Annotated in this window: 22 protein-coding genes and 1 pseudogene; 7 read left to right on the top strand and 16 right to left on the bottom strand. The window is 69.9% G+C overall.

Annotated features, from left to right (window positions below; all coding sequences use genetic code 11):
- Positions 1 to 61 precede the first annotated feature (61 nt).
- Positions 62 to 670 carry a GCN5 family acetyltransferase gene (locus AB0M11_RS20700; RefSeq protein ID WP_365707458.1) on the bottom strand — a complete coding sequence of 203 codons (609 nt, stop codon included), beginning with the start codon at positions 668 to 670 and terminating at the stop codon, positions 62 to 64.
- Positions 671 to 1,134: 464 nt separating this feature from the next.
- Here AB0M11_RS20700 and AB0M11_RS20695 point away from each other — a divergent pair, with 464 nt between their 5' ends.
- From AB0M11_RS20695 to lpdA, 3 genes are all read left to right on the top strand, one after another.
- Positions 1,135 to 1,962 (top strand): enoyl-CoA hydratase/isomerase family protein, encoded by an 828-nt coding sequence (locus tag AB0M11_RS20695; RefSeq protein ID WP_365707456.1) that lies wholly within the window; start codon positions 1,135 to 1,137, stop codon positions 1,960 to 1,962.
- Positions 1,963 to 2,127: 165 nt separating this feature from the next.
- The gene (locus AB0M11_RS20690; RefSeq protein ID WP_365707454.1) at positions 2,128 to 2,994 is read left to right on the top strand and encodes an alpha/beta hydrolase; all 867 of its coding nucleotides are present in this window, start codon (positions 2,128 to 2,130) and stop codon (positions 2,992 to 2,994) included.
- Between the two features lie 206 nt (positions 2,995 to 3,200).
- Positions 3,201 to 4,601: a dihydrolipoyl dehydrogenase gene (gene lpdA, locus AB0M11_RS20685; RefSeq protein ID WP_365707452.1), complete on the top strand. Its 1,401-nt coding sequence runs from the start codon at positions 3,201 to 3,203 to the stop codon at positions 4,599 to 4,601.
- 127 nt (positions 4,602 to 4,728) lie between these two features.
- Here the strand turns inward: lpdA and AB0M11_RS20680 are convergent, their stop codons facing one another.
- From AB0M11_RS20680 to AB0M11_RS20670, 3 genes are all read right to left on the bottom strand, one after another.
- Positions 4,729 to 5,463 (bottom strand): TetR/AcrR family transcriptional regulator, encoded by a 735-nt coding sequence (locus AB0M11_RS20680; protein WP_365707450.1) that lies wholly within the window; start codon positions 5,461 to 5,463, stop codon positions 4,729 to 4,731.
- A 68-nt stretch (positions 5,464 to 5,531) separates the two neighbouring features.
- On the bottom strand, positions 5,532 to 6,614 hold the full coding sequence (locus tag AB0M11_RS20675; RefSeq protein ID WP_365707448.1) for an LLM class flavin-dependent oxidoreductase: 1,083 nt from the start codon (positions 6,612 to 6,614) through the stop codon (positions 5,532 to 5,534).
- A 30-nt stretch (positions 6,615 to 6,644) separates the two neighbouring features.
- The gene (locus AB0M11_RS20670) at positions 6,645 to 7,172 is read right to left on the bottom strand and encodes a hypothetical protein (protein ID WP_365707446.1); all 528 of its coding nucleotides are present in this window, start codon (positions 7,170 to 7,172) and stop codon (positions 6,645 to 6,647) included.
- A gap of 168 nt (positions 7,173 to 7,340) precedes the next feature.
- Between AB0M11_RS20670 and AB0M11_RS20665 the strand changes: the two genes are divergently transcribed.
- Together AB0M11_RS20665 and AB0M11_RS20660 are read left to right on the top strand one after the other, a co-directional pair.
- A complete protein-coding gene (locus AB0M11_RS20665; protein ID WP_365707444.1) occupies positions 7,341 to 8,294 on the top strand; it encodes an NADP-dependent oxidoreductase in 954 nt (317 codons plus the stop codon).
- A 122-nt stretch (positions 8,295 to 8,416) separates the two neighbouring features.
- Positions 8,417 to 9,367 (top strand): beta-ketoacyl-ACP synthase III, encoded by a 951-nt coding sequence (locus AB0M11_RS20660; protein WP_365707442.1) that lies wholly within the window; start codon positions 8,417 to 8,419, stop codon positions 9,365 to 9,367.
- Positions 9,368 to 9,374: 7 nt separating this feature from the next.
- On the opposite strand, the gene AB0M11_RS20655 is transcribed toward AB0M11_RS20660, so the two are convergent.
- Positions 9,375 to 10,115: an enoyl-CoA hydratase/isomerase family protein gene (locus AB0M11_RS20655; protein WP_365707440.1), complete on the bottom strand. Its 741-nt coding sequence runs from the start codon at positions 10,113 to 10,115 to the stop codon at positions 9,375 to 9,377.
- Positions 10,116 to 10,254: 139 nt separating this feature from the next.
- On the opposite strand from AB0M11_RS20655, the gene AB0M11_RS20650 reads away from it, so the two are divergent.
- Positions 10,255 to 10,920, top strand: coding sequence for an enoyl-CoA hydratase/isomerase family protein (locus AB0M11_RS20650; protein WP_365707438.1), 666 nt, complete (start codon positions 10,255 to 10,257; stop codon positions 10,918 to 10,920).
- 66 nt (positions 10,921 to 10,986) lie between these two features.
- Here AB0M11_RS20650 and AB0M11_RS20645 read toward each other — a convergent pair whose 3' ends face one another.
- The 6 genes from AB0M11_RS20645 to AB0M11_RS20620 form a co-directional block, all read right to left on the bottom strand.
- On the bottom strand, positions 10,987 to 11,271 hold the full coding sequence (locus tag AB0M11_RS20645) for a hypothetical protein (RefSeq protein WP_365707436.1): 285 nt from the start codon (positions 11,269 to 11,271) through the stop codon (positions 10,987 to 10,989).
- A 290-nt stretch (positions 11,272 to 11,561) separates the two neighbouring features.
- Positions 11,562 to 12,584, bottom strand: coding sequence for a zinc-binding alcohol dehydrogenase family protein (locus AB0M11_RS20640; RefSeq protein WP_365707434.1), 1,023 nt, complete (start codon positions 12,582 to 12,584; stop codon positions 11,562 to 11,564).
- A gap of 184 nt (positions 12,585 to 12,768) precedes the next feature.
- Complete coding sequence (locus tag AB0M11_RS20635) at positions 12,769 to 13,488, bottom strand: hypothetical protein (RefSeq protein WP_132892570.1); 720 nt, start codon at positions 13,486 to 13,488, stop codon at positions 12,769 to 12,771.
- A 28-nt stretch (positions 13,489 to 13,516) separates the two neighbouring features.
- Positions 13,517 to 14,359 carry an alpha/beta hydrolase gene (locus AB0M11_RS20630; RefSeq protein ID WP_365707432.1) on the bottom strand — a complete coding sequence of 281 codons (843 nt, stop codon included), beginning with the start codon at positions 14,357 to 14,359 and terminating at the stop codon, positions 13,517 to 13,519.
- A 439-nt stretch (positions 14,360 to 14,798) separates the two neighbouring features.
- On the bottom strand, positions 14,799 to 15,803 hold the full coding sequence (locus tag AB0M11_RS20625; RefSeq protein WP_365707430.1) for a LysR substrate-binding domain-containing protein: 1,005 nt from the start codon (positions 15,801 to 15,803) through the stop codon (positions 14,799 to 14,801).
- Positions 15,804 to 16,328: 525 nt separating this feature from the next.
- Positions 16,329 to 18,338 carry a BTAD domain-containing putative transcriptional regulator gene (locus AB0M11_RS20620; RefSeq protein WP_365707428.1) on the bottom strand — a complete coding sequence of 670 codons (2,010 nt, stop codon included), beginning with the start codon at positions 18,336 to 18,338 and terminating at the stop codon, positions 16,329 to 16,331.
- Positions 18,339 to 18,789: 451 nt separating this feature from the next.
- On the opposite strand from AB0M11_RS20620, the gene AB0M11_RS20615 reads away from it, so the two are divergent.
- The gene (locus AB0M11_RS20615) at positions 18,790 to 20,178 is read left to right on the top strand and encodes an FAD-dependent oxidoreductase (protein ID WP_365707426.1); all 1,389 of its coding nucleotides are present in this window, start codon (positions 18,790 to 18,792) and stop codon (positions 20,176 to 20,178) included.
- Positions 20,179 to 20,335: 157 nt separating this feature from the next.
- Here the strand turns inward: AB0M11_RS20615 and AB0M11_RS20610 are convergent, their stop codons facing one another.
- The 5 genes and pseudogenes from AB0M11_RS20610 to AB0M11_RS20590 form a co-directional block, all read right to left on the bottom strand.
- Positions 20,336 to 20,584 (bottom strand): DUF2630 family protein, encoded by a 249-nt coding sequence (locus AB0M11_RS20610; protein WP_365707424.1) that lies wholly within the window; start codon positions 20,582 to 20,584, stop codon positions 20,336 to 20,338.
- A gap of 50 nt (positions 20,585 to 20,634) precedes the next feature.
- Complete coding sequence (locus tag AB0M11_RS20605; protein ID WP_365707422.1) at positions 20,635 to 21,108, bottom strand: DNA starvation/stationary phase protection protein; 474 nt, start codon at positions 21,106 to 21,108, stop codon at positions 20,635 to 20,637.
- Between the two features lie 302 nt (positions 21,109 to 21,410).
- Positions 21,411 to 24,296, bottom strand: a complete 2,886-nt coding sequence (locus AB0M11_RS20600; protein WP_365707420.1) for an AAA family ATPase — start codon at positions 24,294 to 24,296, stop codon at positions 21,411 to 21,413.
- 172 nt (positions 24,297 to 24,468) lie between these two features.
- The gene (locus AB0M11_RS20595; protein ID WP_365707418.1) at positions 24,469 to 24,888 is read right to left on the bottom strand and encodes a hypothetical protein; all 420 of its coding nucleotides are present in this window, start codon (positions 24,886 to 24,888) and stop codon (positions 24,469 to 24,471) included.
- Between the two features lie 229 nt (positions 24,889 to 25,117).
- Positions 25,118 to 25,285, bottom strand: a pseudogene (locus AB0M11_RS20590) (LysR family transcriptional regulator); the annotation flags it as partial.
- Between the last annotated feature and the right edge of the window lie 108 nt (positions 25,286 to 25,393).

Raw genomic sequence — 25,393 nt, 5'->3', positions numbered from 1 at the left:
GTGCGTGCGCCACCGCCCGTGCGCGTGGCGCACACGCACGTGACGCATCGGATGTGCGGCGTCAGGCCGGAGCATCGCCACGTGTGCCGCGCACACACGAGGCGTGGCCTCCGGGCACGACCAACACGAAGTGGACGACGTTGTCGCCGTCCTGCGTGGCGTCCAGGGCTTCCGCCGGCTCGACGTGTGCGCTGAGCGAGCTGCAGATGGCAGTCATGCGGCGGTTGTCACGCGTCGTCACGACCACCGCTTGCCGGACTCCGAACAACGGCGCCCGCGACAGCGCCCAGCGCGCCAGCGCTGTGCCGAGGCCTACGTCCTGCCAGCCGTCCTCCACGAGTAAGGCGAGCTCACCGCGGCCGTCGACGCCGGTCTGCAAGAGGTGGGTGATGGCGACGATCACGTCGGGACGGTTCACGGGGCTCGTCACCCAGCTCATACCCTGTCGGGTGAGGCGGGCCCACTCGTGCTCGCGCAGGGCGAAACGCCCGGTCTGGTAGCGGCTGAAGAGCGTCTGAGGGGAACAGCGGCCGTGCATGGCGTTCACCGCCGCGAGATCCGCCGCTTCGGCTCGCCGGGTGACGGTCATCCGGCCCGAACGGGTGCGGATCCGGTGGCCCGCGGATTCAGCCGTACCGGCAAAAGGGGCTGTCAGCGCATCAGGTGTCACGGTGAGGTCCTGTTTCGGGCGCAGGGGCAGAGAAGTGCGAGACCCGCTCTGTGGCGGATGTGGCCGGCACGTCGGTTCGGCTTGTGACAGTCGAGCGAACGGGCGGAGCGACCGGGTGAGGGTGCGGCGGTCCGCGCCGTGTTCGACGGCATGTGAGGACAGTTCACCGTGGAAAAAGGCTGCCCGCTTCCGTCGAACGACTGACGGTGGGCGAAGAATGACTGACGCGTCGGCCGGTGTCGCCCCAGCGGATGAGCTGCCGTGGGCGGCCCCCGGGGAACACATGACACCACACGTTGGTTCACGATCCGTGTGTGAGTGAAGTGTGCCCGATCGGGCACCGTTGGCGTCCTGCACCGGCCACGGCATGTCGGCGGCCATAGTGTCGTGGTCAGTCGACCGGTCTTCTCAGACGGGGCCGGTGTGCCACTTCTTGCGTGCACCCTACGAACCGGGATTTCTCCATGCCGAACACCGCAACCGCCTCCACGCATGCCCCTGTGCGTGCCGAACAGCAGAGCCCTGGGTACTGGAAGGTCACCTTCGACAATCCTCCCCTCAACCTCTACGAGCCCGAGGTGGAGTCCGCCCTCGCGAAGATCGTCGACCAGCTGGAGACGGACCCCGACGTCAAGGTGGTCGTCTTCGACAGCGCTGTTCCTGACTTCTTCATGGCACACCTGAACCTGGGCAGGGTCGCGGAGTTCGGGGAGGGGATGCCGGCCTGGTTCGACATCATCGGCCGTCTCGGCAACGCCCGCTTCATCACGGTGGGCTCTCTGCGAGGCCGTGCGCGTGGCATCGGCAACGAGTTCCTGACCACGCTCGACGTGCGGTTCGCCAGCCAGGAGAAGGCTGTGCTCAGCCAGCTGGAGATCGGTACGGGGATCATCCCCGGCTGCGGTGGCATCCAGCGCCTGGTGCAGCTCACCGGGCGGTCACGGGCCCTGGAGATCATCACCTCCGGTGAGGACTACGACGCCGACACGGCCGCACTGTACGGCTGGGTCAACCGTGCCGTCCCTGACGCCGAACTGGACGCGGTCGTCGACCGTTTCGCGCGGCGGATCGCCTCCTTCGACACCGACGCCCTGCGCGCGGTCAAGGAGATCATCAACGAGGAGGCCCCGCTGCACAGCCCCGACGATCTGGCGGCCACCCACCAGCGCTTCGCCGGGCTGCTCGCCCGGGACTTCGTCCAGCAGCGCCTGCAGCTGTCGGCGAAGGCGAGCCCGGAGGTCATCTACGACCTGGAACTGAACATGGGCGAGCGCCTCGGTCCCCGCGACTAGTCCGGGCCCCTGCTCCGCTACGTCGTAGGGCCGCATGCCCTGGGACGGCACGCGGAGGCCCGCCAACCACCGGACACGCGCCGGACTGCCCGCACGTCGGTCCGCGGCCCGCACGCTCCCGCCTGTCCTCCCTGTTCCGCTCATCAATGCTGAAAGGCGCCTGCCATGACCACCGAATCCACCCACAGCCAGATCACGACGCCCAACCTCCATGTCGAGGCCGCCGACGGCGTCACCTACCGCTACCGTCGCTTCGGCCGCCCCAACGCGAGCGATCTGCCAGTGGTCTGCCTGGTGCACTTCCGCGCCAACCTCGACAACTGGGATCCCGAGCTCGTCGATGCGCTCGCCACCGAGAGGGAGGTCATCCTGGTGGATCTCGCCGGCGTCGGCGGCTCCACCGGGACCACTCCGAACACCGTCGAGGAAATGGCGTACAACGCGATCGCCTTCCTGGACGCCATCAAGCTGCGCCGCTTCGACCTGCTCGGCTTCTCCCTCGGCGGTTTCATCGCCCAGGAGATCACCCTCTTCCGCCCGTGGCAGGTACGCCGGCTGGTCCTGGCCGGTACGGCACCCCGGGGCGGCCAAGACATCCATCAGTACACGGCGGGCGCCATTCGCGAGGCGGCCTTCGACGACGCCCCCTCCGCCGGGAATCTGCTCACCCTCTTCTTCGAGAAGAGCGCGTCCAGCCAGGCCAAGGGCGTGGAGTTCCTCAAGCGCCTGGGTCTGCGCACCGCAGAGCGGGACACCGCGACGGACCTGGCCGTTCGTGAGGCGCAGCTGACCGCCATCTCCGCGTGGGGTGTGCGGGACGACTCGCGCCTGCAGCGTCTGGAGTCCATTCAGCAGCCGGTTCTGGTGGCCAACGGCGACAACGATGAGATGGTCCCCACCAAGAACACCTATCTGCTGGCCGAACACCTGCCCAACGCGAAGCTGAGCATCTACCCGGACGCCGGTCACGGATTCCTCTTCCAGTACCCGGCCCAGTTCGCCGAAGAGGTGAACGCCTTCCTCGGCAGCTGACGACCCGCGCTGGCGAGCGATCCAGGCCCGCGCTCGCCCCGCGACCCATCCGTATCGCACGTAGTCAAGATCGGGAACACCTCCATGCGCAGCCAGTCCCACGCCCGTCTTCGCAGTGGCATCGCCATCGGCCAGGGTGAGCACACGACATCCTCCGCCGTCCCCTCCGTGCCGTCGGCCATATCGAGCAGGAGGGTCGGCTGACCATGACCGCACATTACGATGTCGTCGTCCTGGGGGCCGGTCCGGGCGGATACACGGCCGCGGTCCGGTCGGCCCAACTCGGGCTGCGTACCGCGGTCGTGGAGGAACGTTACTGGGGCGGGGTGTGCCTGAACGTGGGCTGCATCCCGGCGAAGGCACTGCTGCGCAACGCCGAACTCGCGCACATCTTCGTGCGGGAGGCCAAGACCTTCGGCATCGAGGTCGACGGCCAGGTGCGGTTCGACTACGGCGAGGCGTTCCGGAGGAGCCGACGGGTCGCCGACGGCCGGGCCAAGGGCGTCAACTTCCTCATGCGGAAGAACAAGATCACGCAGTACGACGGGCGCGGTCACTTCACCGACGCCCACACCCTGAGGGTGACGAGCGCCGACGGCAGTACGCAGACGGTGACCTTCGACCACTGCATCATCGCCACCGGCGCTACCGCGAAGCTACTGCCCGGCACCCGGCTGAGTGAGCGGGTGGTGACCTTCGAGGCGCAGATCCTCGCCGAGGAACTGCCGGACAGCGTCATCATCGCGGGCGCCGGTGCGATCGGCGTCGAGTTCGCGTACGTGCTGCACAACTACGGCGTCCGCGTGACCATGGTGGAGTTCGCGGACAGGCCGGCCCCGCTGGAGGACGAGGAGATCTCCGCGGAGCTGGCCCGGTGGTACCGGCGGCTCGGCATCGAGGTGCTGACCTCCACCAGAGTGGACGCCGTCTCGGAGGAGGCCGACCAGGTACGGGTCACCGTCTCCCGCGGCGGGCAGCAGCAGGTTCTGGCAGCCGACAAGGTGCTCCAGGCCCTTGGCTTCCAACCGAACGTGACCGGCTACGGTCTGGAGAACACAGGGGTCCGGCTCACCGAGCGGGGCGCCATCGACGTGGACGGCCGACTGCGTACCAATGTCCCCCACATTTTCGCCATCGGCGATGTCACGGCCAAGCTGATGCTGGCACATGCCGCCGAGTCGATGGGCATCGTGGCGGCGGAGACCATCGGCGGGGCGGAGACCATGGAACTCGACTACGCCATGATCCCGCGTGTCACGTTCTGCAAGCCCCAGATCGCGAGCTTCGGGTGGACGGAGGCGCAGGCGCGGGAGCGCGGCTTCGACGTGCGGGTGGCGAAGTTCCCGTTCACCGCGAACGGCAAGGCGCAGGGCCTGGGTGACCCGACGGGCTTCGTGAAGATCATCAGTGATGGAAGGTACGGCGAGCTGCTGGGTGCGCATCTCATCGGCGGGGAAGTGGCCGAGCTGCTGCCGGAGCTGACGCTGGCTCAGCAGTGGGACCTGACCGTCCATGAGGTCGCTCGCAACGTACACGCGCACCCCACGCTCGGCGAGTCGGTCAAGGAGGCCATCCACGGCCTGTCCGGCCACATGATCAATATGTGACACCCCGGCCGCGGCCTGCCGGTCGGGGCTGGACCGTTGCCCGGGGCCCAGAGCATCTGAGAACCTGGCGGCCGCCGAGGGGCGCACAAGGCTCATGGCGGAGCGTTTGCCCGCCTCCGGTATGGCATCACACGTCGCCGGCCGGCGGCCGGGGGTCGTCCCGGCCGAAGGCCACCGGGCCGGGGCGGTGCCGTCGGTGACGGGAAGTCGGCGGCAGGGGCGGGTCGAGGGTGCGTAGCAGACTGCGAGCAGGGGGCCCCGCCGGCAGCGGTTTGTCGTCCGTCACCGCGCAGGCACGCAGGACGAAGGCGATCAGCCGGCGGGACGCCCTGTCCGCGTTGGACCCGCTGCCCATGACGACGCCGGCGTTGGCGAGCAGCAGCAGCGGAAGATCGTGCGGGGAGAAGTCGGGGCGCAGGGCCCCGGCCTCCTTGGCGCGCCGGACCAGACGGGTGAAGCCGCGCATGGCACGGCGCCGGTGGGCTTCGAGTTCGGCCGAGGTCGGGAACGTCGTGTTCAGTACGACGGCCAGCCCCTGGTCCTCGCACTGCAGAGCGGCGACGTGCTCGATGCAACCGCAGAAGCCCACCCACGGGTCGGGCTCTTCGAGGGCTCGGTCGACGGCGTCGGCGTATGCGCGGACCCGGGGCGTGAACACCGCGGCGACGAGTTCCTCGCGCCCGGCGAAGTTGCGTTGCAGTGTGGCGATGCCCACGGCGGCACGCCGCGCGATCTCGTTGAGCGAAACGTCCAGGCCGCGCGTCGTGTACAGCTCAGCTGCGGCTGTGAGGATCTTGGCACGGTTGGCCTGTGCGTCGGCTCGACGCTGCCGGAGTGGTGAGGTGCTGTCGGTGGGTGGCACGGTCCGACAGCTTACGGTTGTCCGTCCGGCGGGGAACGAGTCCGGCCCGCCGGGCTCCGTGCATGGCATCAGCCTCGGGACGCACCACGCTGGGACCGGACTGCCGCAGCAGCGAGCCGGCGCAGCGCGGGTGCGACCGCGGTGGCCAGTTGCTCGACGGACGAGGCGACCGCGTCGGTGGGCAGGCCGCCCCAGTCCACCAGGGCCTGCAGGCGGTCGAAACGCACCACCTCGTAGAGGGCGATCGCCTTCTCGGTGATGTGTTCGGGTGTGCCGATCAGGAGATGCCCGGCCGGATCCAGGCCCGCCCGGAACTGTTCCGGTGAGACGGTGAAGCCACTTCCTCCAGGCCGCTTGGGCCGCAGGAAGTCCCGGTAGTACGGGTAGGTGTCGCGGGCGGTGGCGGCGTCGTCGGAACTGAAGAAGTGCACTCCCACACCGAGGCGGAGCCTGTCGCCGTGCCCCTCCTCTTGGCCCGCCGCACGATAAATGGCGGAGAGGTGGGCCAGGCGCTCCAGAGGGCCGCCGATGTACCCGAGCATCATGGGCAGCCCGAGTCGTCCCGCGCGTTCGGCGCTCGCCGGGGTACCCCCGACTCCGATCCACACCGGCAGGGGATCCTGCCGTGCCCTGGGTACGACGGCGGCCTCGGTCAGCGCGGAACGGAACCGTCCGTGCCAGGTCACCCACGGCTCACCCCGGATACGCAGCAGGAGTCCCAGTTTCTCCGCGAAGACCTGGTCGTAATGGCTCAAGGGTACGCCGAACAGGTCGAATGGCTCGGGGTGCGCACTACGCCCTACGGTGATCTCCGCACGGCCCGCGCTGACGAGGTCGAGCGTGGCGAAGTCTTCGTACAGTCGCACGGGATCAAGGGCGCTGAGGGTGCTGACCGAACTGGTGAGCCGGATACGCGAGGTCCGAGCGGCGATGGCGGCCAGCACCACGGCCGGTGAGGAGACGGCGAAGTCCACGCTGTGGTGTTCGCCGATGCCGATGTGATCCAGTCCGAGCCGATCGGCGGTCACTCCGAGGTCGATCAGATGGGTGTGCCGGTCGCCGACGGTCCGGGTACGGCCGTCGACTGTACGAGCCTGGAAGTCAGCCAGTGACGCGATGCCGACGTCCATCCCCGGGTCCTGAGCGCTCATGCTTCTCCTTCCGAAGCGGTGTCCGACCGTTCAGGAGGTGGACGAGGTGAGCCTGGTCGCCGTCTCCTCGTCCACCGGTATCCAGCCCCGGCCGAGATCGATCTCGCCGATGTGGTGATACCTGTCGGACGACAGCCGAGTGAAGGTGTCGCGCAGAGGTACGGTCGCACCGCTCATCGTGATGGTGCCCTCGAACGCCAGGGTGTCGCCCTGCCAGCCCGAGGACCGCTGCTGGGCCCGGCCGCCGTTGCTGTCGAACCAGTCCGCGACGAACTCGTTCGAAGCGGCGTCGAAGCCCCACACGTATGTGGCACGCAGCGGGTTCGGATTGTCCGCCGTGGGCTGCTCCTCGGTGCTGATCCGCAGATAGTGCGGGGCGAGTTCCCCGGAGCCGGTCACCTTCATCTCGATCGGCCTCTGCGGGCCGAAGGGGGTGGCGTGGAACTGTCCCGGCGCTTCCCAGACCCCCAGGAAGAAGGCGAGTTCGTCCATCCGTGATGCGGCAGGGAGCGTCACCGTACCCCGACCGTCGGGGGTTTCGCGCTCGATGTCACTCATGGCTGTCTGCCTCTCTTGGTGACTTCCGGCCGGCCGTTCGCCGTTCCGGTGCGAGCCAGCATAATCATAAGTGGTGTGGGTGCACCACTTAGTGGGTGTGGCACGTTTCTACCGCTGAATGGCCTGTCCGCCGTGGACGCCTGCGTCGGCGGGTGCAAACATGTGTGCATGAACGACACCACGCAGGCGCCCCTGACCATGCGCGCCTTCAGTCAGGACACGCTCGGCGGTCCCGAGGTCCTCAAGCCCGTGAACGTATCTCGTCCCACTCCGGGGCTGGGGCAGATTCTTGTGCGGGTCCACGCCACGAGTGTGAACCCTGTCGATGTCATGAACCGGGCGTCGGGTGTGTTCGTCGGCAAGCCGCCGCTCGTGCTGGGCTACGACGTCTCGGGCACGGTCGCGGCGGTCGGCCCGGGAGTGACCGTGCATCGGGTCGGTGACGAGGTGTTCGGCATGCTGCCGTTCCCGCACGGCCTGGGCTCCTATGCCGAGTACGTGGTGGCTCCCGCCCGGCCTTTCGTGCGCAAGCCGGAGAACCTGGACCACACGCAGGCCGCGGCGTTGCCCATGGCAGGCCTGACGGCCTGGCAGGCGCTCGTGGAGACCGCCGGGATCGGCGAAGGCAGCCGCGTGCTGATCAACGGCGCGGCCGGCGGGGTCGGTCACCTGGCGGTGCAGATAGCCAAGGCGCGCGGCGCGTACGTGGTGGCGGTGGCGGCCACGGCCAACGCCGACTTCGTGCGGGGACTGGGCGCCGACGAGGTGATCGACTACAAGACCACCGCCATCACCGAGGCCACCGGCGATCTGGACGTGGTCTTGGAGAGCATCGGCGGAGAGTACCCGGTCCAGGCCGTGCAGGTCCTCAGACCTGGCGGGATCCTGGTCTCGACGCTGCCTCCGTCCCTCGCTGCGGCGGCGGGGGCTGCCGCCGAGCGCGGGGTGCGTCTGGCGGGACTGTTCGTCGAGGCCGACCGGCTCGGCATGGGGGAACTGGCCTCGCTCGCGGCCGACGGCCGTATCACCCCCCACATCGGCGCCACGTTCGCCCTGGAGGACGTGGCCAAGGCACATGCGAGCAAGCCCGGCGCGGGCAAGACCGTCCTCGCGGTGTCCTGACACCAGCGACGGTCACCCAGCCCCCGCCGGCCGAATCCGGCGGGGCTGGGCGTCGGCTCCACCGTAGGAATATCCGACCCGGTCCGCCGGACCCACGCACAGCCTGAACGAGGGAGAGCCTCTTGCCCGGATCCCGTGTCGTCGCTCTGGGGCACCACCAGCCGTCCCGGGTGCTGACCAACACCGATATGGAAGGCATCGTCGATACGAGCGATGCCTGGATACGGCAGCGTACCGGGATCGTCACCCGCAGGATCGCGGCCGAGGACGAGTCCGTCACCGACATGGCGGCAGTGGCGGCGGGCAAGGCGCTCGTCGCCTCCGGTCTCGACCCGGCCGAGATCGGCATGGTCACGGTCGCGACCTGCTCGGCCGTCGACCGCAGCCCGTCCATCGCCGCGCAGGTCGCCGCCCGCTTGGACATCCCGGCGCCCGTCTGCTTCGACCTCAACAACGCCTGCGCGGGCTTCTGCACCGCCCTTGCCTGCGCCGACCACGCGATCCGGGCCGGCGCCGCCCGTCACGCCCTCGTCATCGGCGCCGAGAAGATGTCGGACCTCGTGGACTGGACCGACCGCAGCACCTGCATCCTGCTGGGTGACGGTGCGGGCGCCGCCGTGATCAGCCGGACGGACCAGGCCGGCGCCGGTATCGGTCCGGTCGCCTGGGGGTCCGATCCCGGGCGCGGTGACGCGGTGCGGCTGGTGGGCTCCTGGCAGCCCCGGTTCGCCCAGGAAGGCCAGACCGTCTTCCGCTGGGCCACCACCGAACTGCCCGCCCTCGCCCGGGAAGCCTGCGACCGGGCCGGGATCGCCACCAGGGACCTCGCCGGCGTGGTCACCCACCAGGCCAACCTGCGGATCATCGAGTCGCTGGCCCGACAGCTCGACCTGCGCGAGGACGTCGTACTCGCCCGCGACGTCGTCGACTCCGGCAACACGTCCTCCGCGTCCGTCCCCCTAGCGTTGTCGAAACTGGTCGACCGTGGCGAACTGCCTTCCGGCGCACCGGTCCTGCTCTTCGCCTTCGGGGGCGGCCTGTCCTGGGCGGGGCAGGTCGTCACCGTGCCCTGAGCGCGGGCTAGGCCCCGGACGTGAGGGCTTCGTTCCCCGCGGTGAGCTCTCCGAAGAGGCGCCTCTCCGTCGCGATCGCCTCGCCGAACGCAAGACGTGAACCGGCCACGACGGAGTGCTTCGCCGCGTGCAGCGCGGGCCCGGAGTTCCTGGCGATGGCCTCGGCCCAGCGCAACGCCTCCTGCGGGAAATCGGTCCCCGTGAGGATGGTGTTGACCCATCCGACACGCAGTGCCTCCTCGGCGAAGACGAGCCGTCCCGTGAGGATCGCCTCGGCCGCGCGGCTCGGGCCTATCAGCCGAGGCAGCCGGACACTTCCTCCGCCGCCCGGAATGATTCCGACGGCGACTTCCGGCTGCTGGAAGCGGGAGCGCGGGGAAGCGACCCGCAGGGTGCACGCCAGGGCGATCTCATTGCCTCCGCCCGAGGCGAGACCGTCGACGGCCGCGATGGTGGGCTGCGGAATCTCCTCCAGCAGGCGCAGCGCACGCGACCACGAGCCGAGTTCCTCCTCGCTCGCCCGGCCCGCACCCGCCCGGGCCAGATCGGACAACTCGGCGTGATCGATGAACCTGTCGTCCAGACCGCTCGCCAGCACGACGACCTTCACCTCATCGGTCTGCTGGGACAACTCCTCCAGCAGGGACCCGAGTTGCACCATGGAGCTGAAGTCCATGAAGTTGCCTGGTTCCCTGGTGAACGTCAGGACGGCCACAGGGCCGAACCGATCGGAAGTCCATGTAGACATACCCGCTCCATATACGTGTGCGGACCGGACAGGGGGCTGGCACCCTGCTCGGTCCTGCCATCGGTGTCCGGACCGACCCTTTCCGATCGGACCGGCGCGGCCATCAGTCATGTGACCACTCTTTTTCCAAGGAGCTGACATGCCCACACTCGCTCGGCAGAACGATGTGTTCGTCCTCGATCTCGGTGACGGCGAGAACCGCATCGACCGTGACTGGGTTGCCGCCGTGGAGACCGCCCTGAAGGAGGTGGAAGAGGCTGAGGGGCCGCGGGCCCTCGTCACCACCGGCACGGGCAAGTTCTACAGCAACGGCCTGGACTGGCTGTCCGCCCATGACGACGATCGCCACGACTTCACCGTGCGCGTCCATGAACTCTTCGTGCGCCTGCTCTGCCTGCCGGTGATCACCGTGGCCGCCGTACAGGGCCACGCCTTCGGCGCCGGAGCGATCTTCTCCCTCGCACACGACTTCCGCGTGATGCGCGCGGACCGTGGTTACTGGTGTCTTCCCGAAGCACACATGGGCATGCCCTTCCCCCGCGGCATGGCCGCCCTGGTCCAGGCCCGTCTGACCCCGCACATCGCTCAAGAGGCCATGCTCACCAGCCGCCGGTACGGCGGCCCGGAGGCCGAGGCCGCTCACATCGTCGACCGCGCGGTCACCGAGGACGCCGTCTGCGGCACAGCGTTGGAGATCGCCGCAGCGCACGCGGCCAAGGCCGGTGACGCCCTGGGCACCACCAAGGCTCGCATGGTCACCGGGGTCCTGGCCGCGCTCCGGGACATCGACGCTCCGCCGGGCTGAGCCGGCACGCAGGTGCACGCACCGGAAGGCCGAGGCATGCCGACGGGCTTCGTGCCCGCGGCCCTGTCAGGAAACGTGGACGGGCGCAGGCGTCGTCCTCACCAGGCCGGCCCGCTGCCAGTCGGTCACCTGCTCCTGAAGGAGTCGGCGAACCGCCCAGACGTCGGCATCCCACGCGCTCCCGAGCACCGCGGCAGCGTCCCCGACATTCCCACGGTGCTGCCGCAGAGCGATCCACATGGCGCTGGCCTCGGGCGCGTAGACGTGGGGAGCGCCGTGAGGCGACAACAACGTGAGGGCCCCGTCCTCTGCGATGGCCGCCGTCACCCCGGCTTCGATCACGATGTTCATGTCGTCACGAGTCCCTTTCCGGCGGCGCTTGCAGAAAGCACGCCTCATGTGTCCGAAGCCGCTTCGCTCACGTTTCCCCATCTGAGCTCGAAGACCCCTGCGCCGCCGTGGAGGAGGCACCAACGTGCAGCTCTCCTGCCCGAACTGTCAGGACCGGGTACGCCGCGCCCCGTCCGCCCGTGGCACCGGCCCGCGGCGGGAGCGCCCCCGCTCAAGGCGCGCGCCGCCACGGGCCGGAGATTTCGTCGACGGCACAGGTCGCGGGCAGCCTCGTAAGACTTCGGGGCGTTTCAGAAGCCGGTGAGGGTGATCTTGCCGATGGCGGTGCCCGACTCCATGATGCTGTGGGCCTCCCGCAGATTCGCCGCGTTGACGGGGCCCAGATCCTTGGTCGCGGTGCTGACCATGATGCCGGCGTCCACGAGGCGGGCCACTTGGGTGAGGATCTTGCCCTGCCGGTCCATGTCCGCGGTCCGGAACAGAGAGCGGGTGAACATGAACTCCCAGTGGAAGCTGATGCTCTTCGGCTTCAGCAGGCCGATGCGCAGGGCCTCGAAGTCGTCGATCGCGACGATCTGCCCGAACGGATTGAGGGCCTCGGCGTAGACGGCCAGGTTACGGTCGGTCCCCGCGGTACTGAAGACATGGTCGATGCCGTTCGGGGCCACCTCCGCGAGCTGCGGCAGCAACGCCTGGTGGTGGTCCACGATGTGGTGAGCGCCCATCCGGCGGGCGAAGTCGACCGTCTCCGGGCGGGACGCCGTCCCGATCACCGTCAGGTCGGTGAGCGCGTGGGCCAGCTGGCTGACCACGGCTCCGACACCGCCGGCGGCCGCCGTCACCAGGAGCGAGCCCGTCTCGTCGATCAGATCGTGGTGCAGCCCGAGCCGCTCGAACAGGCCTTCCCACGCGGTGAGCGAGGTCAGCGGCAGCGACGCCGCCTCGGTGAACGTCAGCGTGGTCGGTTTCAGTGCGACGATGCGCTCGTCGACCGTGTGGTACTCGGAGTTGGCGCCCGGCCGGTCCAGGGCCCCGGCGTAGAACACTTCGTCGCCAGGCTTGAAGTTCTCCACTTGGGAACCGGTGGCGACGACCGTGCCGGCGGCGTCCCAGCCCAGCACCCGCTCACGGCCCTTCGGATCCTGATTCTTCCGGATCTTGTAGTCGACCGGATTGACGGCGATGGCCTCGACCTGGACGAGAAGGTCCCGGGGGCCGGGTTCGGGCACGGGCAGTTTGACGTCGAGGAGGCACTCGTCGTCGGTCACCGGCAGGGACGCGCGGTAGGCGACGGCGCGCATGGTGGTGGTCATGTCGCAGGGTTCTCCTGGCAGGTGGGTCAGGGGTGAGAACGAGGTTTCGTTCGAGCAGTGGCAGGCGGATACGCGGACGGCCCCGGCCTCCGGCTCGATACCGGGTCGCGCCCCCGTCCACCGGGGCCGCCGCGATGGCGCCGGTCTCGACCGGGCCCACCGCGGCGCGGATACCCCGGGCGCGTCAGGAGACTGCGACGTTTTCGAGATGGACGGAGACGACGAGCGGCTCGGGGATCTTGTGGCCGTTCTCGTCGCGGCTGTAGATCATCCGCGTGGTGGGGATGACCAGGCCGGATACTTCCTGGTGGCCCGAGATGTAGTGCGCGGCGGGAGTGTTGCCGGCGATCTCCACGCTGTAGTCGCGTCGGCGGATCAGACCCTGCGAGTCGACGTAGACAGTCTGTTCGGTGCTGAGGGTGGCGATGCTGTCGGGGAAGGTGATGTGCAGGCGCCGGAACTTCTCCCCGTCCTCGGTCCACGGATCGATCTCTTCCGTCCGCACGCCGGGATAGGTCAGCGAGAGCGGCTCGGCGAGGTACGTCCACATGGCGCTGCCGGAGAAGTAGGCGAGCTGGAGCCTCGTCCACGGCGTCATCAGGTCGTGGCCGGCGAAGGAGGCGCGCGGATCGGTCAGTTCCTCGATCACGTTGCCGTCGGAGTCCTCCACCGCCACGCGGTCGGCGGAGAACGCCGTGTGGTGGTCGGGGTGGAAGAACGGCTTCTGGGTGACGTACTCGCGGCGCAGGTCGACGGTGACGTCGACGTCGTTGAGGGCGCCGGGGTGGCCCTTCATGCCCCACAGGGCGCCGCCGAAGAACTGCCGGGCGGTGATTCGGGTGGCTTCTTCCCAGCGAGTGCGTCCGCCGTAGGCGTCGAAGATGGTGCTGAGGAGGTCGGACATGGTGTTTCTCCTGATGGTGTGGCGGGGATCAGCCGAGGAAGGCGTTGACGTCCTTGGCGGCATCGGCGGGGTACTGGAACAGCGACGCGTGGGCGGCGTCGGGGTAGATCCGGATCTGCGCGTCCGGGATCAGGCCGGCCATCAGGTAGCTGTTCTTGGTGGGGATCATCAGGTCGTCGTCGCCCTGGATGATGAGCGTGGGGCACTGGATGCCGGTGAGGCGCTGCAGTGCGGAATGGTCGGGGATGCCCCACTCCAGTACGGCGTCGTACTGGGCGTCACGTGAGGCGAGGCTGCTGGGCACGTCCCGGCCCTCGGTGCGGGCCATGAACCGGCCGAGGAATTCCACGCCCTTGGCCTGGCTGGTCTCGGTGTGGGCGAAGAAGATGTAGAGCAGGTCCTCGCCGGTGGGCACCTCGGCGCGGGCGTGCGTCTCGATGTCCTTGCGCCAGCCGTGCATGCCGGGGGCGCCCTTGGGGCCGGTGCCGGCGAGGACGAGGCGGCGGACCAGGCGGGGCCTGATCAGTGCGATGTCCTGGGCGGCGAAGCCGCCGATGGAGAAGCCGAGCAGGTCGATCTGTTCAAGGCCGAGGGCGCCGGTGAAGGTGATGATCTGCTGGGCCATCTGCGCGATGGTGGTGGCGAAGGCACCGGTGGAGGAGGCGACGCCGGGGTAGTCGACCAGGATGACCTCGCGTTCGGCGGCGAGGGCGTCGACGAGGGCGGGGTCCCAGTTGTCGAGGTTGCCGGTGAAGTGCTGGAGCATGACGAGGGGGACCTCGCCGCCCGAGCCGAGCCGGCGATAGGCGTAGCGGACACCGTCGGCCTCTACGAACTGAGTAGGAGCGGTGTGGTGGGTAACAGCGGACATGTTTCTCCCTGCCGGAACGGGATCGGAATCCTGAGAGATGTGAAGCCGGGGCGGCTTTCCGCGGGCTCGCCGTCCGTTCCAGAACGGTCTGCGTCGGCGGCGGCCGGTGGTCCGGTCACTGCGGGCCACGCGCTGCCTCCTGAACAGCATGCAGGGCGGGGAGTGGAAACTTTGTGGTGAGTGTGTTGACCGGAGGGCTGCGTGACGGTCGGGCCGGGTTGGCGCAGACGCGGTACGGGGCGTAGCCGGTCTGCGCCGGCAGCGGCAGCCGGGACCGGCGGTGTACGGCGGTTCCGGGGGACAAGTCGGCGCCGGCGGTCCGGCGTTCACGCTCGCCGGGCGGACGCACCGAGGACCGCTCACAGGGCGGACGTACCGAGGGCGTCCCTCTTCGCGGCGGGCGGTTGCTCGGTGGTCCGGGCCCGCCGCGGTGAGCGTCTCACGCGACGGGGGCCGGTTCCGTGCCGTCCCGCGGGACACGGGGGCTGCTCGCTTCCGGGAGCCGCCAGACGTCTCCGTGCGCGGCGGCCAGGGACCGGGCCGCGTCGCGACAGGCCGCCACGAAGTCGGCCACGGCACGGGAGTCGTCGTCGCGCCGCCAGACCACGCTCATCGTGCCGGAGAGCCTCTCAAGCGGCACGAACGTCACGCCCGGATACCCGGCGAACCGAAACGATCCCGGTACGGCGGAGACACCGAGGCCGGCCGCCACCAGGTCGGCCACCGCCGAGGGCGCCGTGGGCACCGGCGTGATGCCCACCCCCTCAGCCGCTGCCGTTGCGTCCAACTGCGCCCAGCAGTGGCTGCGTTCGCGCACGGGAAAGAGAACGGCCTGCGCTCCCAGTGCTGCGAGCGACATCAACTCCGCTCCGGCACGAGGATGCCCCTGGGCCAGGAGCGCGTAGGTGCGCTCCTCTACCAGGACTTCCCCGGCCAGCCCGTCCGTCACCGGAGGACCCCAGGTCAGGACGGCGTCGACGCGCCCGTCGGCGAGAGCGGCCGCCTGCTGTCCGTCGCGTAGCTCCACGACCGACACGCGCGAGCGCGCGCGGCCGGACCACAGACGGCGTACCGCTTCGGCGAGCAGCCCGCCCGGTGGGCTGGGCATCGGGGCCGAGACCGTCAGGACACCGGCACTGGCCTCGGCCACGGACCGGGCGGCCCGTACGAGGCGCCGGTTGTGCGCCAGAGCGCGCTCCGCCTCTGGTACGACCGTCCGTCCGGCCTCGGTGAGTTCGGCACCCCGCGGTGTGCGGACCAGCAGGTCGGCTCCCAGAAGACGTTCCAGCTGGCGCACCTGTCGGCTGAGCGCGGGCTGGGCGATGCCCAGGCCCGCCGCGGCATGCCCGAAGTGCCCTTCCCGGGCCACGGCGAGAAAGGCGCGCAGCAGCCTCGGGTCGATGTCCGGCTCAGTGGAGGTCGGGAACGTGTCCGCCTCATACATGTTCACAGTGGGCTGCCCTTTCAGACGGGGTCCACGGGCTCGGCAACCGACGTGCCTGGTGTCGCCGCGGGAGGTCCGGCGTGCCGGGGAGGTATGCCGTACCGGCATCGTCCGATGACGGATCCGTCTTGGACGCGGCCGGTCAGGCTCTGATCCAATAGGCCTCGTGTCAGCCGGGAAACGACAGGACAGTCTGCCACGGCGGGTGAGCCCGCGGTTCCTCCCCACGGCGAACGTCGCCTGGACGGTACCAGGTTGAATGCGTGAAGGCGGCGCGGGCCCGGCAGCGAGACGGCTCACGCCAGGCGCTTTTCCCCGGACGCCCACGGCTCGTCGCCCGTGCTGACGAGCCGACGGGGGCGTGAGGCGTCTCCGGCCGTGCGCCACGCCGTACGGCCGACAGAGCGCCACACGACAACCGATCCTCGCGCTCACACCTGGCACCAGGTGTGCAGGACCGTCCGAGAGGTGTGAGCCACATAGCCCAGCGGTGATTCAGACGGGCCTGCGCCGCGTGGGGCGCTTTCAGAGGGCCCATTCCTCCAGGTGTGCGTCGGCCCGGCCGGGCAGTGGCCGCGTCGCGGCTCGCGCGGACCGACGTGAGTGCACGTACGAGCGCCGCGGAGTGGCCGAACGGTCCGCTGTCCCGGCACAGTCGAGTTCGGCCGCGTAGGCCAGTACCAGGTCGTGCGCGCCGTACCGGTCACGTCCCCGGACGTCCAGCAGACGGGCACGCACCAGTTCCCCGGCAGCCGCGGACGCCGCGTCCCGCGAGATCCCGGCCGCACTCGCCAGCGCGGCCGTGCTGATGTCAGAGGCCCGGTGCCGGGGCAGCAGACAGAAGACCCGCTTGGCCTCGGCACCGAGCGTCCGATAGGACCAGGAGAAGGCACCGCGGAGAGTGTTGGCGCCGTCATCCTCGTCGAAGCCTTCAAGGCTGCCTCGCGCGGCGGCCAGTTCGGCGGCCGACCGGGCCAGCGGCTGCTCGGGCCGGCTCGCCGCCCGGGCGGCCACGAGGGCCAGGGCGAGAGGCAGTCGGCCGCAGCGCGCCACGATCTCCTCGACGACGGCCATGCCGGCGTCGGTCCGCGCGGGGCCGACACGTCGGAGGAAGCACGCCGTCGCCTCGGCCACCGAGGGCACGTCCAGGGAGAGCAGCCGTGCTCCGTGCGCGGTCGCCAGACCGATCAGCCGGCTCCGGCTGGTCACCACGACCATGCACTCGGGGGTTCCGGGCAGCAGCGGCCGTACCTGGTCCGCGTCAAACGCGTTGTCGAGCACCACGAGCACGCGCCGCCCGGACAGGACGCTGCGGAAGAGAGCCGACCTGGCCTGCACCGAGGCGGGGATACGGTGCCGGTCCACGCCCAGGGCTTCCAGGAATCCGTGCAGCACCTCACCCGCATCGGCGGGGGCACCGTGTGCCGCGAAGCCGCCCAGATCCGTGTAGAGCTGCCCGTCGGGGAAGTCTGCTGCCACGCGGTGGGCGAAGTGGACCGCCAGCGCGGTCTTGCCGACCCCGGGAATGCCGTCGACGGCCAGCACACGCAGACCGTCGCCAACCCGGTGCGCGGTGTCCAGCGCCTGGTCGAGGGCTCGTACGCGCCCGGAGAAGGAGAGCAGATCCGGCGGTAGCTGGGCCGGCTCGATCCACGGCGTCCCGGATCGCGGGAGGGGTGCCGCGGGCGGTGCCGTGGATCCGACGGACGCCGGTACCCGGGGCTCCGCTGGGCTGCCACGCAGCACGCTCTGGTGAGCGGCCCGCAGCTCCGCCCCGGGATCGACCCCGAGCTCGTCCGACAACCGGGTCCTGATGCTCTGGTACAGCAGGATCGCTTCCGCCTGCTTGCCGTCCGCGGCCAGCACGAGCAGCAAGGACGCCTGGAGCGCTTCGTCGAGCGGGCAGCGGTCGGCTGCCTGTCGCACGGGCAGCAGGACGGAGCCGGCCCGGCCGCAGCCCAGGGCCGCGGTGGCCGCCTCACACACGACCGGAGCGTATTCGTGTTCCACCATGGCGAAGGCCGGGTGCACCGCGGCGACGGCGCCCAGATCCTCCGCGCAGTGGCCCTGCCACAGGCCCAGCGCCTCCAGGTACGTGTCGACGGCCGCCGGGAGGTCGCCCGTGGCGGCCGTGGCGCGGGCCTGCCGGACGAGGTCGCGGAACCTCAGCAGGTCCAGACCGTCCGCGTCCACACGCAGCAGGTAGCTCCCTGCCTGCCCGACCAGCCACCGGCCCGACGACCTGGTCGGCAGGCCCGGTTCGAGAAGCCGCCGCAGTGAACCGACACACCGGTGGACCGCGTTCACCGCGCTGGCCGGTGGATCACCGTCCCACAGCAGGCCGATGAGTTCCGTCAGCGGGACGGGCCGTCCTGCGGCCGCCAGTAGCGCGGCCAGGATCAGGCGTTGCTGGCGCGGGCCGAGCGGGAGTTCCGCCTCGCCCCGCCAGGCCCGCACCGGCCCCAGCAGCGTGAAACGTATCCCTTGTACCGGCTTCGGTTCTCCGCCGGTGTGTCGGCGCGGTGTCACGGGCATCGAGGTGTCCTCCTTTCGCCGTCCGGACGGCGATCCGGCAGCGGGTCCGCCGCGCGCTGCGCACCGCCGTACCCCTCCACCGACGTTGTGCTCCGTCCGGCAGCCACGCCGAAAAGGTAGGTCCGGGCCGCTCGACGGGCATCAGTCGGTTGACTCACCGCGGTAAACGACACCCGACCTCGCACCGTCGGGGCGGCCGGAACACCCGTGACGACCCCGCCGCCTGTGTCCCGGGCGGCGGCGCACATGTCGCTCGGCCTTCGGTGTTCGTCGTTCCGCACACCGTCACGGCCAGGAAAGAAATGTTTCTTGCATCGCGCCGCGAGGCGGCTGGTCATTCGACTGATGGGGCTGCCCGTGAGAACGGCGAACCTTGACCGGGGGACCGGTGCGCCAGACGCCGACTGTCCCACCCCACCACTGGTTCACGGCCGAGGAGGACGCAGAGGGAATGAGCGTTACGGATCACATCGTGGAGGATGCGGACCTGCTGGTGGTGGGTGGCGGCAAGGCCGGCAAGACGCTGGCCATGGACACCGCGCGGGCCGGCGGCAGGGTGGTCATGGTGGAACGGGGCATGATCGGCGGCACCTGCATCAATGTCGCCTGTATCCCCACGAAGACGCTGGTGACCAGTGCCCGGCTCGCCCGCAGGGCCGGCAGGGCCGAGTCGCTGGGGCTCCGCCTGGGAACGCCGCAGGTGGACCTGGAGCTGCTGCGCGCGCACAAGGAGGGTGTCGTATCCGACATGGTCGAGCTCAACCACCGGCAGTTCCTGGACAGCGGCATGGACTTCGTCCTGGGCACGGCACGTTTCGTGGCGGAGCGGACGGTGGAGATCGACCTCAACGACGGAGGCCGCCGTGTCGTACGCGGTACCGACGTGGTGATCAACACGGGGACGAAGCCGCACATCGCGGCGATTCCCGGGCTTGCCGAGGCGGAACCGCTGACCAGCGAGAGCCTCATGGACCTGCGCCGCATCCCGGACAGGCTCGTGGTCCTCGGTGGTGGCTATGTCGGCCTGGAGTTCGCTCACATGTTCGCTGCGTTCGGCAGTCGGGTGACGGTCCTCGAACGCGGCCCCCACCTGCTGCGGAGCGAGGACCGGGACATCGCCACGGCCCTTGCGGCATACCTCAGGGAGGACGGCGTCGAACTGATCACTGACGTGACGGTGAAGGAAGTGGTCCGAGAGCGGCAGACGGTGCGGCTGTTGCTGGGGGACGGGCGGGCCCTGACCGCCGACGACGTCCTCGCGGCGACCGGCCGGGACCCAGTCACGCGCGACCTCGACCTGGAGGCGGCGGGGGTGCGGACCGACGACCGCGGGTTCGTACGGGTGGACGACAGGCTGGCGACCGACGCCCCGCACACCTGGGCGGTGGGCGACGTGGCCGGCAGCCCGCAGTTCACCCACGTGTCGCTGGACGACTACCGCATCGTCAAGGCCAACATCAACGGCGGTAGGCGCAGTACGGCCGGCCGGCTGGTGCCCTGGAACCTGTTCACCGATCCGGAACTCGCCCGCGTCGGTCTCACCGAGGAGCAGGCCCGCGCCACGGGCCGTTCCATCAGGGTCGCGAAGCTGCCGGTCAAGGCCATCCCGCGGGCACGCACACTGCGGGACACGCGGGGTCTGTGGAAGGCAGTCGTCGACCGGGACAGCGAGCAGATCCTGGGTGTGGCTCTGCTCGGCCCGGAATCGGCGGAAGTGCTGTCCGTGGTGCAGACGGCCATGTGGGCCCAGATGCCGTTCACTCGCCTGCGGGACGGGATGATCGCGCATCCGACCATGGCGGAGGGGCTCAACACGCTGTTCGCCTCCTGGGTGGACTGAGAGACCGTGCCGCTCGCCGTTCCGGCGCGTGGCGCCCTCCTGGCGGCAGTCCCAGGGCCGCCGCCTCACATCGCCGACAGCGACCGAAAACTCTTCGGTCGCTGTCGGCATACTGGACAACCGCGCACGTCAGAGGCGTTGTCGCGCTTTTCGCCAGTCAGGACCGGTAGTTCTCCACCTGGGACTGCGGCCGCACACGGGCCTCGTCGGGGTCTTCCCCGAACTCGGCCCTGGCCCGCCGCTGCCGCAGTAGGTCCCAGCACTGATCCAACTCCCGTTCGAGCGCACCGAGTCGGGCTCGATCCGCGGCGTGGTCCGCGCCGCCCATGGTGAGAGCGTCCCGTAGTCTGCGTTCCTCGTCCGCCATCTCTGTGATCCGGTGCAGGATCTGCTGGTCGGTTTCCATCGGTGTGGTCTCCTGATTCATCGAGGGTATGGCAGCCTGGCCGTCGTGCGTCAGGCGCGGTTCTCCGCCTGGAACATCCAGCTCTGCTTCTCCAGCGCGGCCGTCAAGGAGATGAGCAGGTCCTGGGTCACGGCGTCCGACCGTCCGGCCTCCTCGATGCGGGTGCGCATCCGGCCGATGAGGGTCGAGAACACCTGCACGATGTCCTCCACCACCTTCCGGTCGGCGATCCAGCCGGCCTGGAAGGCGGGCAGCCCGCTGCTGTCCGCGACGGTGCCGGCACGGCCGTCCGGGCTGATTCCGAGTGCGGCCGCCCTCTCGGCTACCTGGTCGGCGTAGTCCCGGGCCGTGGTCACCACTTCGTCGAGCTGCTGGTGTACGGCCCGGAAGCGAGGGCCGTAGACGTTCCAGTGCGCCTGCTTGGCCAGCAGGGACAGGTCCAGCAGATCCACCAGGGTGCTCTGCAGCACGGCACCGGTGTCGTCGCGGTCCTGCTCGGCGAGTGGGCTCGTGATGATGGTCATGATGACGTCTGATCCCTTTCCGGGCGAGCCCATCGGCCGTGGCAGACGGTCGGACCACGACTGCCGGGTGACGACGTGTCACCTGACGGAGGCTCGACGTGGGTTGCGGGACGCCCTCGGGGCCCGATCCTTCCTTTCGCGCCGTCCGGGGTGATCCGTTGTTTGACTTACCGGCTCGGACGGAAGTCGTCGGTCATGTGGCCCGGGACCGTCCATCTCCGCGGCTCGCGCGGTGATCGCTTCAGGTCCCAGGTCCGTGCCGCCTCCCGCACCCGCGGCCGGAAATCCGCGTATGTTTGCGGCTACCGCCGACTCACCAACCGCGACGACGTCTCGCCGGGCTCGGCGACGGGGCGCCTCACCGGCATGGTCCCGGTGTTGGACGCGTGTTCCGGAGTCCGCTCCTGCGGCTTCCCGGCGCGGCTGAGCGCGCCGTGGAGCTGGGTCCGGCTGCTGACCCCCAGCTTGGGGAACGCCTGGTACAGGTGAAAGCCCACGGTACGGGCGGACAGCATCAACCGTTCGCCGATCTGCCGATTGGTGAGCCCCGCCGCCGCCAACCGCGCGATCTGCAACTGCTGCGGAGTCAGACGCTCCACCGAACCCTGGTTCCCCTCCACGTCCCGCACGGGCACCCCACAGGCCCGCAGCTCTCCCGCCGTCCGCTCCACCCACGGCTGCGCTTTCAACCGTTCGAACACCGTCAAGGCCCGCGCGAGTTCGGCCCGCGCCTCGCTCATCCGACGCCTACGGCGCAGCCACTCGCCGAACTCCAGCGACACCACCGCCCGCTCGAACGGCCACTGCTCTCCCACCGGATCCCCCACGACCGCACGGAACAGCCCTTCCGCTTCCTCCCCCTCGCACAGCAACGCCCGAGCCCGTCCCACGATCAGCCGCAGGCGGGGCGACATGCCCTCGGCCACCCACCGCTCGACCGCGTCCACCACCGCGACCGCCTCCTCCGGCCGCCCCACCCGGACGGCAGCGGCGGCCAGGTCCCCCACGCCGTACAGGGAGCAGTGGTAGTGCACCGGCCGCGGATCGGGCCCCGCCGTGAACAACCCGCGCAGCGACTCGAACTCCACCGCGTGATCACCCTCGGCGGCTGCCACCGCCGCACGCACCAAGGCCATACGCACGCCCAGCGCTCGGCTCTCCGACACGTCCAGCCCCTGCACGGCCCGCGCCATCAGCTCCCGGGCATCCGCTCCGCGCAACGCCAGCACCATCGCGTTCACGTACACGGCCACCCACGCAGCCGCCTCCAGTCCGTTCTCCTCCGCCACCCGCCGCGCGTCCTCGGCGGACTCCCACGCAGCGTCCCACGCACCGGCATCGAACTGCGCCAACGCCAGCGCCTGCCCCACCATGGCGTTGGAGCCCGGGGCCGGCGCCGTCCGGAGACGCTCCATCACCGCACTCAGCAGCCGCACCCCCAACGCTGTCTCGTCCAGGATCCACGCCGCGCTTCCCAGCACGCTCAACCGTCCCGGCACGCCGTCCGCCTCGGCCGCGGCGTGTCTCAGCGCCGCCAGCACACCGCGACGGTCACCGAAGGGATCACAGCAGGCACGTGCCCACACCTGTTCGTACACGCTGCCCACATCGCCCGGGATACGTGTCAGCAACCCCAGCGCCTGTCGGCGGAAAGCCTCGTCACCGCTGCAGTACAGCACCACCGCGCTGTGACTGACCGCGTCCAGCGCCGTCACCGGCGAGGCATCCGTCATGTCGGCGGCCAGCGGCAGCAGATGCGAGAGCGCGGCCTTCTGCCGGCCTCTCGCCACCAGCGCCCACCCTCTGCGCAACGCCGCCTCGGCCAGCATCCCGGTGTCGTCGGTCGCCGAGGCCACCTCGCCGGCCAGCGCCTCGACCCACCACGGCTCACCGGCGTGCGCAGCGAGATCACACGCGTCCAGCAACCGCCGCGCCCGCGACCATCCCGGTTGGCTCAACTGCGCCGCGCGCTCCAACGCCGCGGCCGCCACGCGATAGCCCCCACGCCTGCGTGCCCGCCCCGCCGTCTCCACCAGCGCGCCCGCGACCGACTCGTCCGGAGCCAGGGACGCCGCGGCCAGATGCCACGCCCGCCGGTCGGGGTCTCCCGCCAGCCCGTCGGCCAACCGCAGATGAACCTCACGACGCTCCGCGAACGACGCCGTCCCGTACACCACGGACCGCATCAGCGGATGCCGGAACTCGACCCTCCCGCTCACCAGACGCACCAGTCCCGCGTCCTCCGCGGCCGCCCAGGCCTCTGCGCCCCCGCCGGGCACCGAAGCTGCCGCCGACAAGGCCGCCCTCATGTCCGGCCCGTCCGCCGCCGCCGCGAACAAGAGCACCCGGCGTGTTGCCTCCGGCAATCCGTCCAACCGTTCCGCGAAGGCATTCTCCAACCGGGCCGGCAGCGAAAATCCCGCCCCCACTGCTGCGTCCCACCTCGAAGAGCCCCGCTCCGCGGCCTCCCGCGCCAGCTCCACCAGGGCCAACGGATTACCCGCCGCCAGCCGCAGTACCTGCCGGCGCACCCTGCCCCGCGGGACCACGGGCTGCGCGTCCAGCAAGCGCCCAGCCGCTTCGCCCGACAGGGGCCCGACCGGCACCGGCTCGAAAGCGGACCACTTGGGCGGGGACGCACTGTCGCCGCGTACCGCGGCCAGCAGGCCCACCGGTTCGCCGGCTATGCGTCGCGCAACGAACAGCACGGTCTCCAGGGAGGAGTCGTCGAGCCACTGCACGTCGTCCATGACGAGCGTGACAGGGCGGTGGCTCGCCGAAGCCAGGAGCAGGTTCAGGGACGCGAGTCCGACGAGCAGTCGGTCGCCATCGCCTTCCGTGCTGCCGGCACGGGCAGGCGCGTGCTGCATGCCGAGGGCCCGGCCGAGGGCCGCGCGCTGCGGAGCCGGCAGCCGGTGGAGGTGATCCATGGTGGGCCTCAGCAACTGGTGCAGAGCGCCGTATTCCAGCGTGCGCTCTGTCCGGCTGCCGGCGCAGCTGAGAACACTGCTCCCGCGGCGCCCCGCTTCCGCCGTCGCGGCGCGCAGCAGGGTGGTCTTGCCGGTGCCGGGCGCACCCACGAGGAGAAGGGCACCCGCCTCTTCGGCCCGCTCCGGGAAAAGGCCTTGCAAGACACGCGAAATCTCAGGCTCACACCCGATGATCCCGCTCAGCGGGTCCTCTTCCACGCCTCCATGGACCATTGTTCCTCCCCGGCTCCTCGGAATTAATCGGAAGCTATCACGGGAATGCCGGAGGGCCAGGGTTCCCTTTTTCAATGGGAAGTCCAGAACGCGCCGGGAGGCCGTCTTTCCAGAGATAATCAAGAATTCACGCGGAAAATGAGGAAGAATTCCAGATTCATTCCACAACCCGCGCGGGCCCGCCGCCGCCCTGCCATGGCCACGGTGCGCGATGTTCCGCGGCGACGCGAATCCGGGATCTCGTCAGCGTGGCTGAAAGGCTGCGGGCGGTCTCCAGATGCCGGGGTGTGCGGCGCTCAGTCCTGCCGCCGCGAACCGGCAGGATAGCGACGAAAGCCTCCGCAACGGGGAAGCTGGCAGCGTCGTGCCACACGACGCTCATCCGGTGGTGCCGACCGGGCAGCGGTACGAAGGCCACATCCATGTAGCCGGCGAAGCCGGAGGATACCGGTACGACGGACACCCTCAGACCGGCCGCGACCAGGTCCGGGACGGCGGAGGGCGCCGTGGGCACGCAATGTTCGCGTTCTCGGACCGGGAAGAGGGCCGGGTCCTCGGCCCGGGCGGCCAAGGGCATCTCGGCGCTCCCGCCCAGGCGTGGTGCCGGCTCAGGACGGCGCTGCCTCTTCGAGCAGTACCTGCGCATGATCGGCGTACGGGGGCCCGCCCCAGGTGAGAGCCGCGTCGATGCGACCATCCCGCAGTGCGGCGGCGATCTCGACGTCGTCCAGTCCCGCGGCTGAGACCTGCACCGCAGGGTGCGTGGCGCAAAAATGACGCACGGCCTCAGCAGGCGTTCGAGCTGCCACCTTCCTGCTCAACGCCGACTGAGCGATCATGAGGCTGTCCGCGGCATGACCGAAATGACCTTCCCGCGCGACAGCAAGGAACGCCCGCAGCAGTCGTGGGTCAATGTCGGGCTCGGAACGCGTCACCTGAAGATCCGCCAAGGCGACGGGAGAGGAGTCTGTCATGCATGTCATTGCTTGTCGGCGACGGGTGAAAACTGACCGCTGAACGGCGGATCAACGGTGACCCACCTCGCGATCGTCTGATCATCCTGATCTTCATTGAGGGGTCAG

This window comes from Streptomyces sp. NPDC051987, assembly GCF_040680735.1.
GTDB lineage: Bacteria > Actinomycetota > Actinomycetes > Streptomycetales > Streptomycetaceae > Streptomyces.
This window is presented reverse-complemented; position numbering and strand designations above follow the sequence as displayed.

Coding starts and splice junctions, on each gene's coding strand:
- AB0M11_RS20670 (WP_365707446.1), bottom strand. CDS start 7,172: ATGAGTGACATCGAGCGCGAAACCCCCGACGGTCGGGGTACGGTGACG.
- AB0M11_RS20640 (WP_365707434.1), bottom strand. CDS start 12,584: ATGACCACCACCATGCGCGCCGTCGCCTACCGCGCGTCCCTGCCGGTG.
- AB0M11_RS20620 (WP_365707428.1), bottom strand. CDS start 18,338: ATGCCCGTGACACCGCGCCGACACACCGGCGGAGAACCGAAGCCGGTA.
- lpdA (WP_365707452.1), top strand. CDS start 3,201: ATGACCGCACATTACGATGTCGTCGTCCTGGGGGCCGGTCCGGGCGGA.
- AB0M11_RS20690 (WP_365707454.1), top strand. CDS start 2,128: ATGACCACCGAATCCACCCACAGCCAGATCACGACGCCCAACCTCCAT.
- AB0M11_RS20595 (WP_365707418.1), bottom strand. CDS start 24,888: ATGCCCTTGGCCGCCCGGGCCGAGGACCCGGCCCTCTTCCCGGTCCGA.
- AB0M11_RS20695 (WP_365707456.1), top strand. CDS start 1,135: ATGCCGAACACCGCAACCGCCTCCACGCATGCCCCTGTGCGTGCCGAA.
- AB0M11_RS20675 (WP_365707448.1), bottom strand. CDS start 6,614: ATGAGCGCTCAGGACCCGGGGATGGACGTCGGCATCGCGTCACTGGCT.
- AB0M11_RS20625 (WP_365707430.1), bottom strand. CDS start 15,803: ATGTATGAGGCGGACACGTTCCCGACCTCCACTGAGCCGGACATCGAC.
- AB0M11_RS20665 (WP_365707444.1), top strand. CDS start 7,341: ATGAACGACACCACGCAGGCGCCCCTGACCATGCGCGCCTTCAGTCAG.
- AB0M11_RS20630 (WP_365707432.1), bottom strand. CDS start 14,359: ATGTCCGCTGTTACCCACCACACCGCTCCTACTCAGTTCGTAGAGGCC.
- AB0M11_RS20610 (WP_365707424.1), bottom strand. CDS start 20,584: ATGGAAACCGACCAGCAGATCCTGCACCGGATCACAGAGATGGCGGAC.
- AB0M11_RS20645 (WP_365707436.1), bottom strand. CDS start 11,271: ATGAACATCGTGATCGAAGCCGGGGTGACGGCGGCCATCGCAGAGGAC.
- AB0M11_RS20635 (WP_132892570.1), bottom strand. CDS start 13,488: ATGTCCGACCTCCTCAGCACCATCTTCGACGCCTACGGCGGACGCACT.
- AB0M11_RS20650 (WP_365707438.1), top strand. CDS start 10,255: ATGCCCACACTCGCTCGGCAGAACGATGTGTTCGTCCTCGATCTCGGT.
- AB0M11_RS20615 (WP_365707426.1), top strand. CDS start 18,790: ATGAGCGTTACGGATCACATCGTGGAGGATGCGGACCTGCTGGTGGTG.
- AB0M11_RS20655 (WP_365707440.1), bottom strand. CDS start 10,115: ATGTCTACATGGACTTCCGATCGGTTCGGCCCTGTGGCCGTCCTGACG.
- AB0M11_RS20605 (WP_365707422.1), bottom strand. CDS start 21,108: ATGACCATCATCACGAGCCCACTCGCCGAGCAGGACCGCGACGACACC.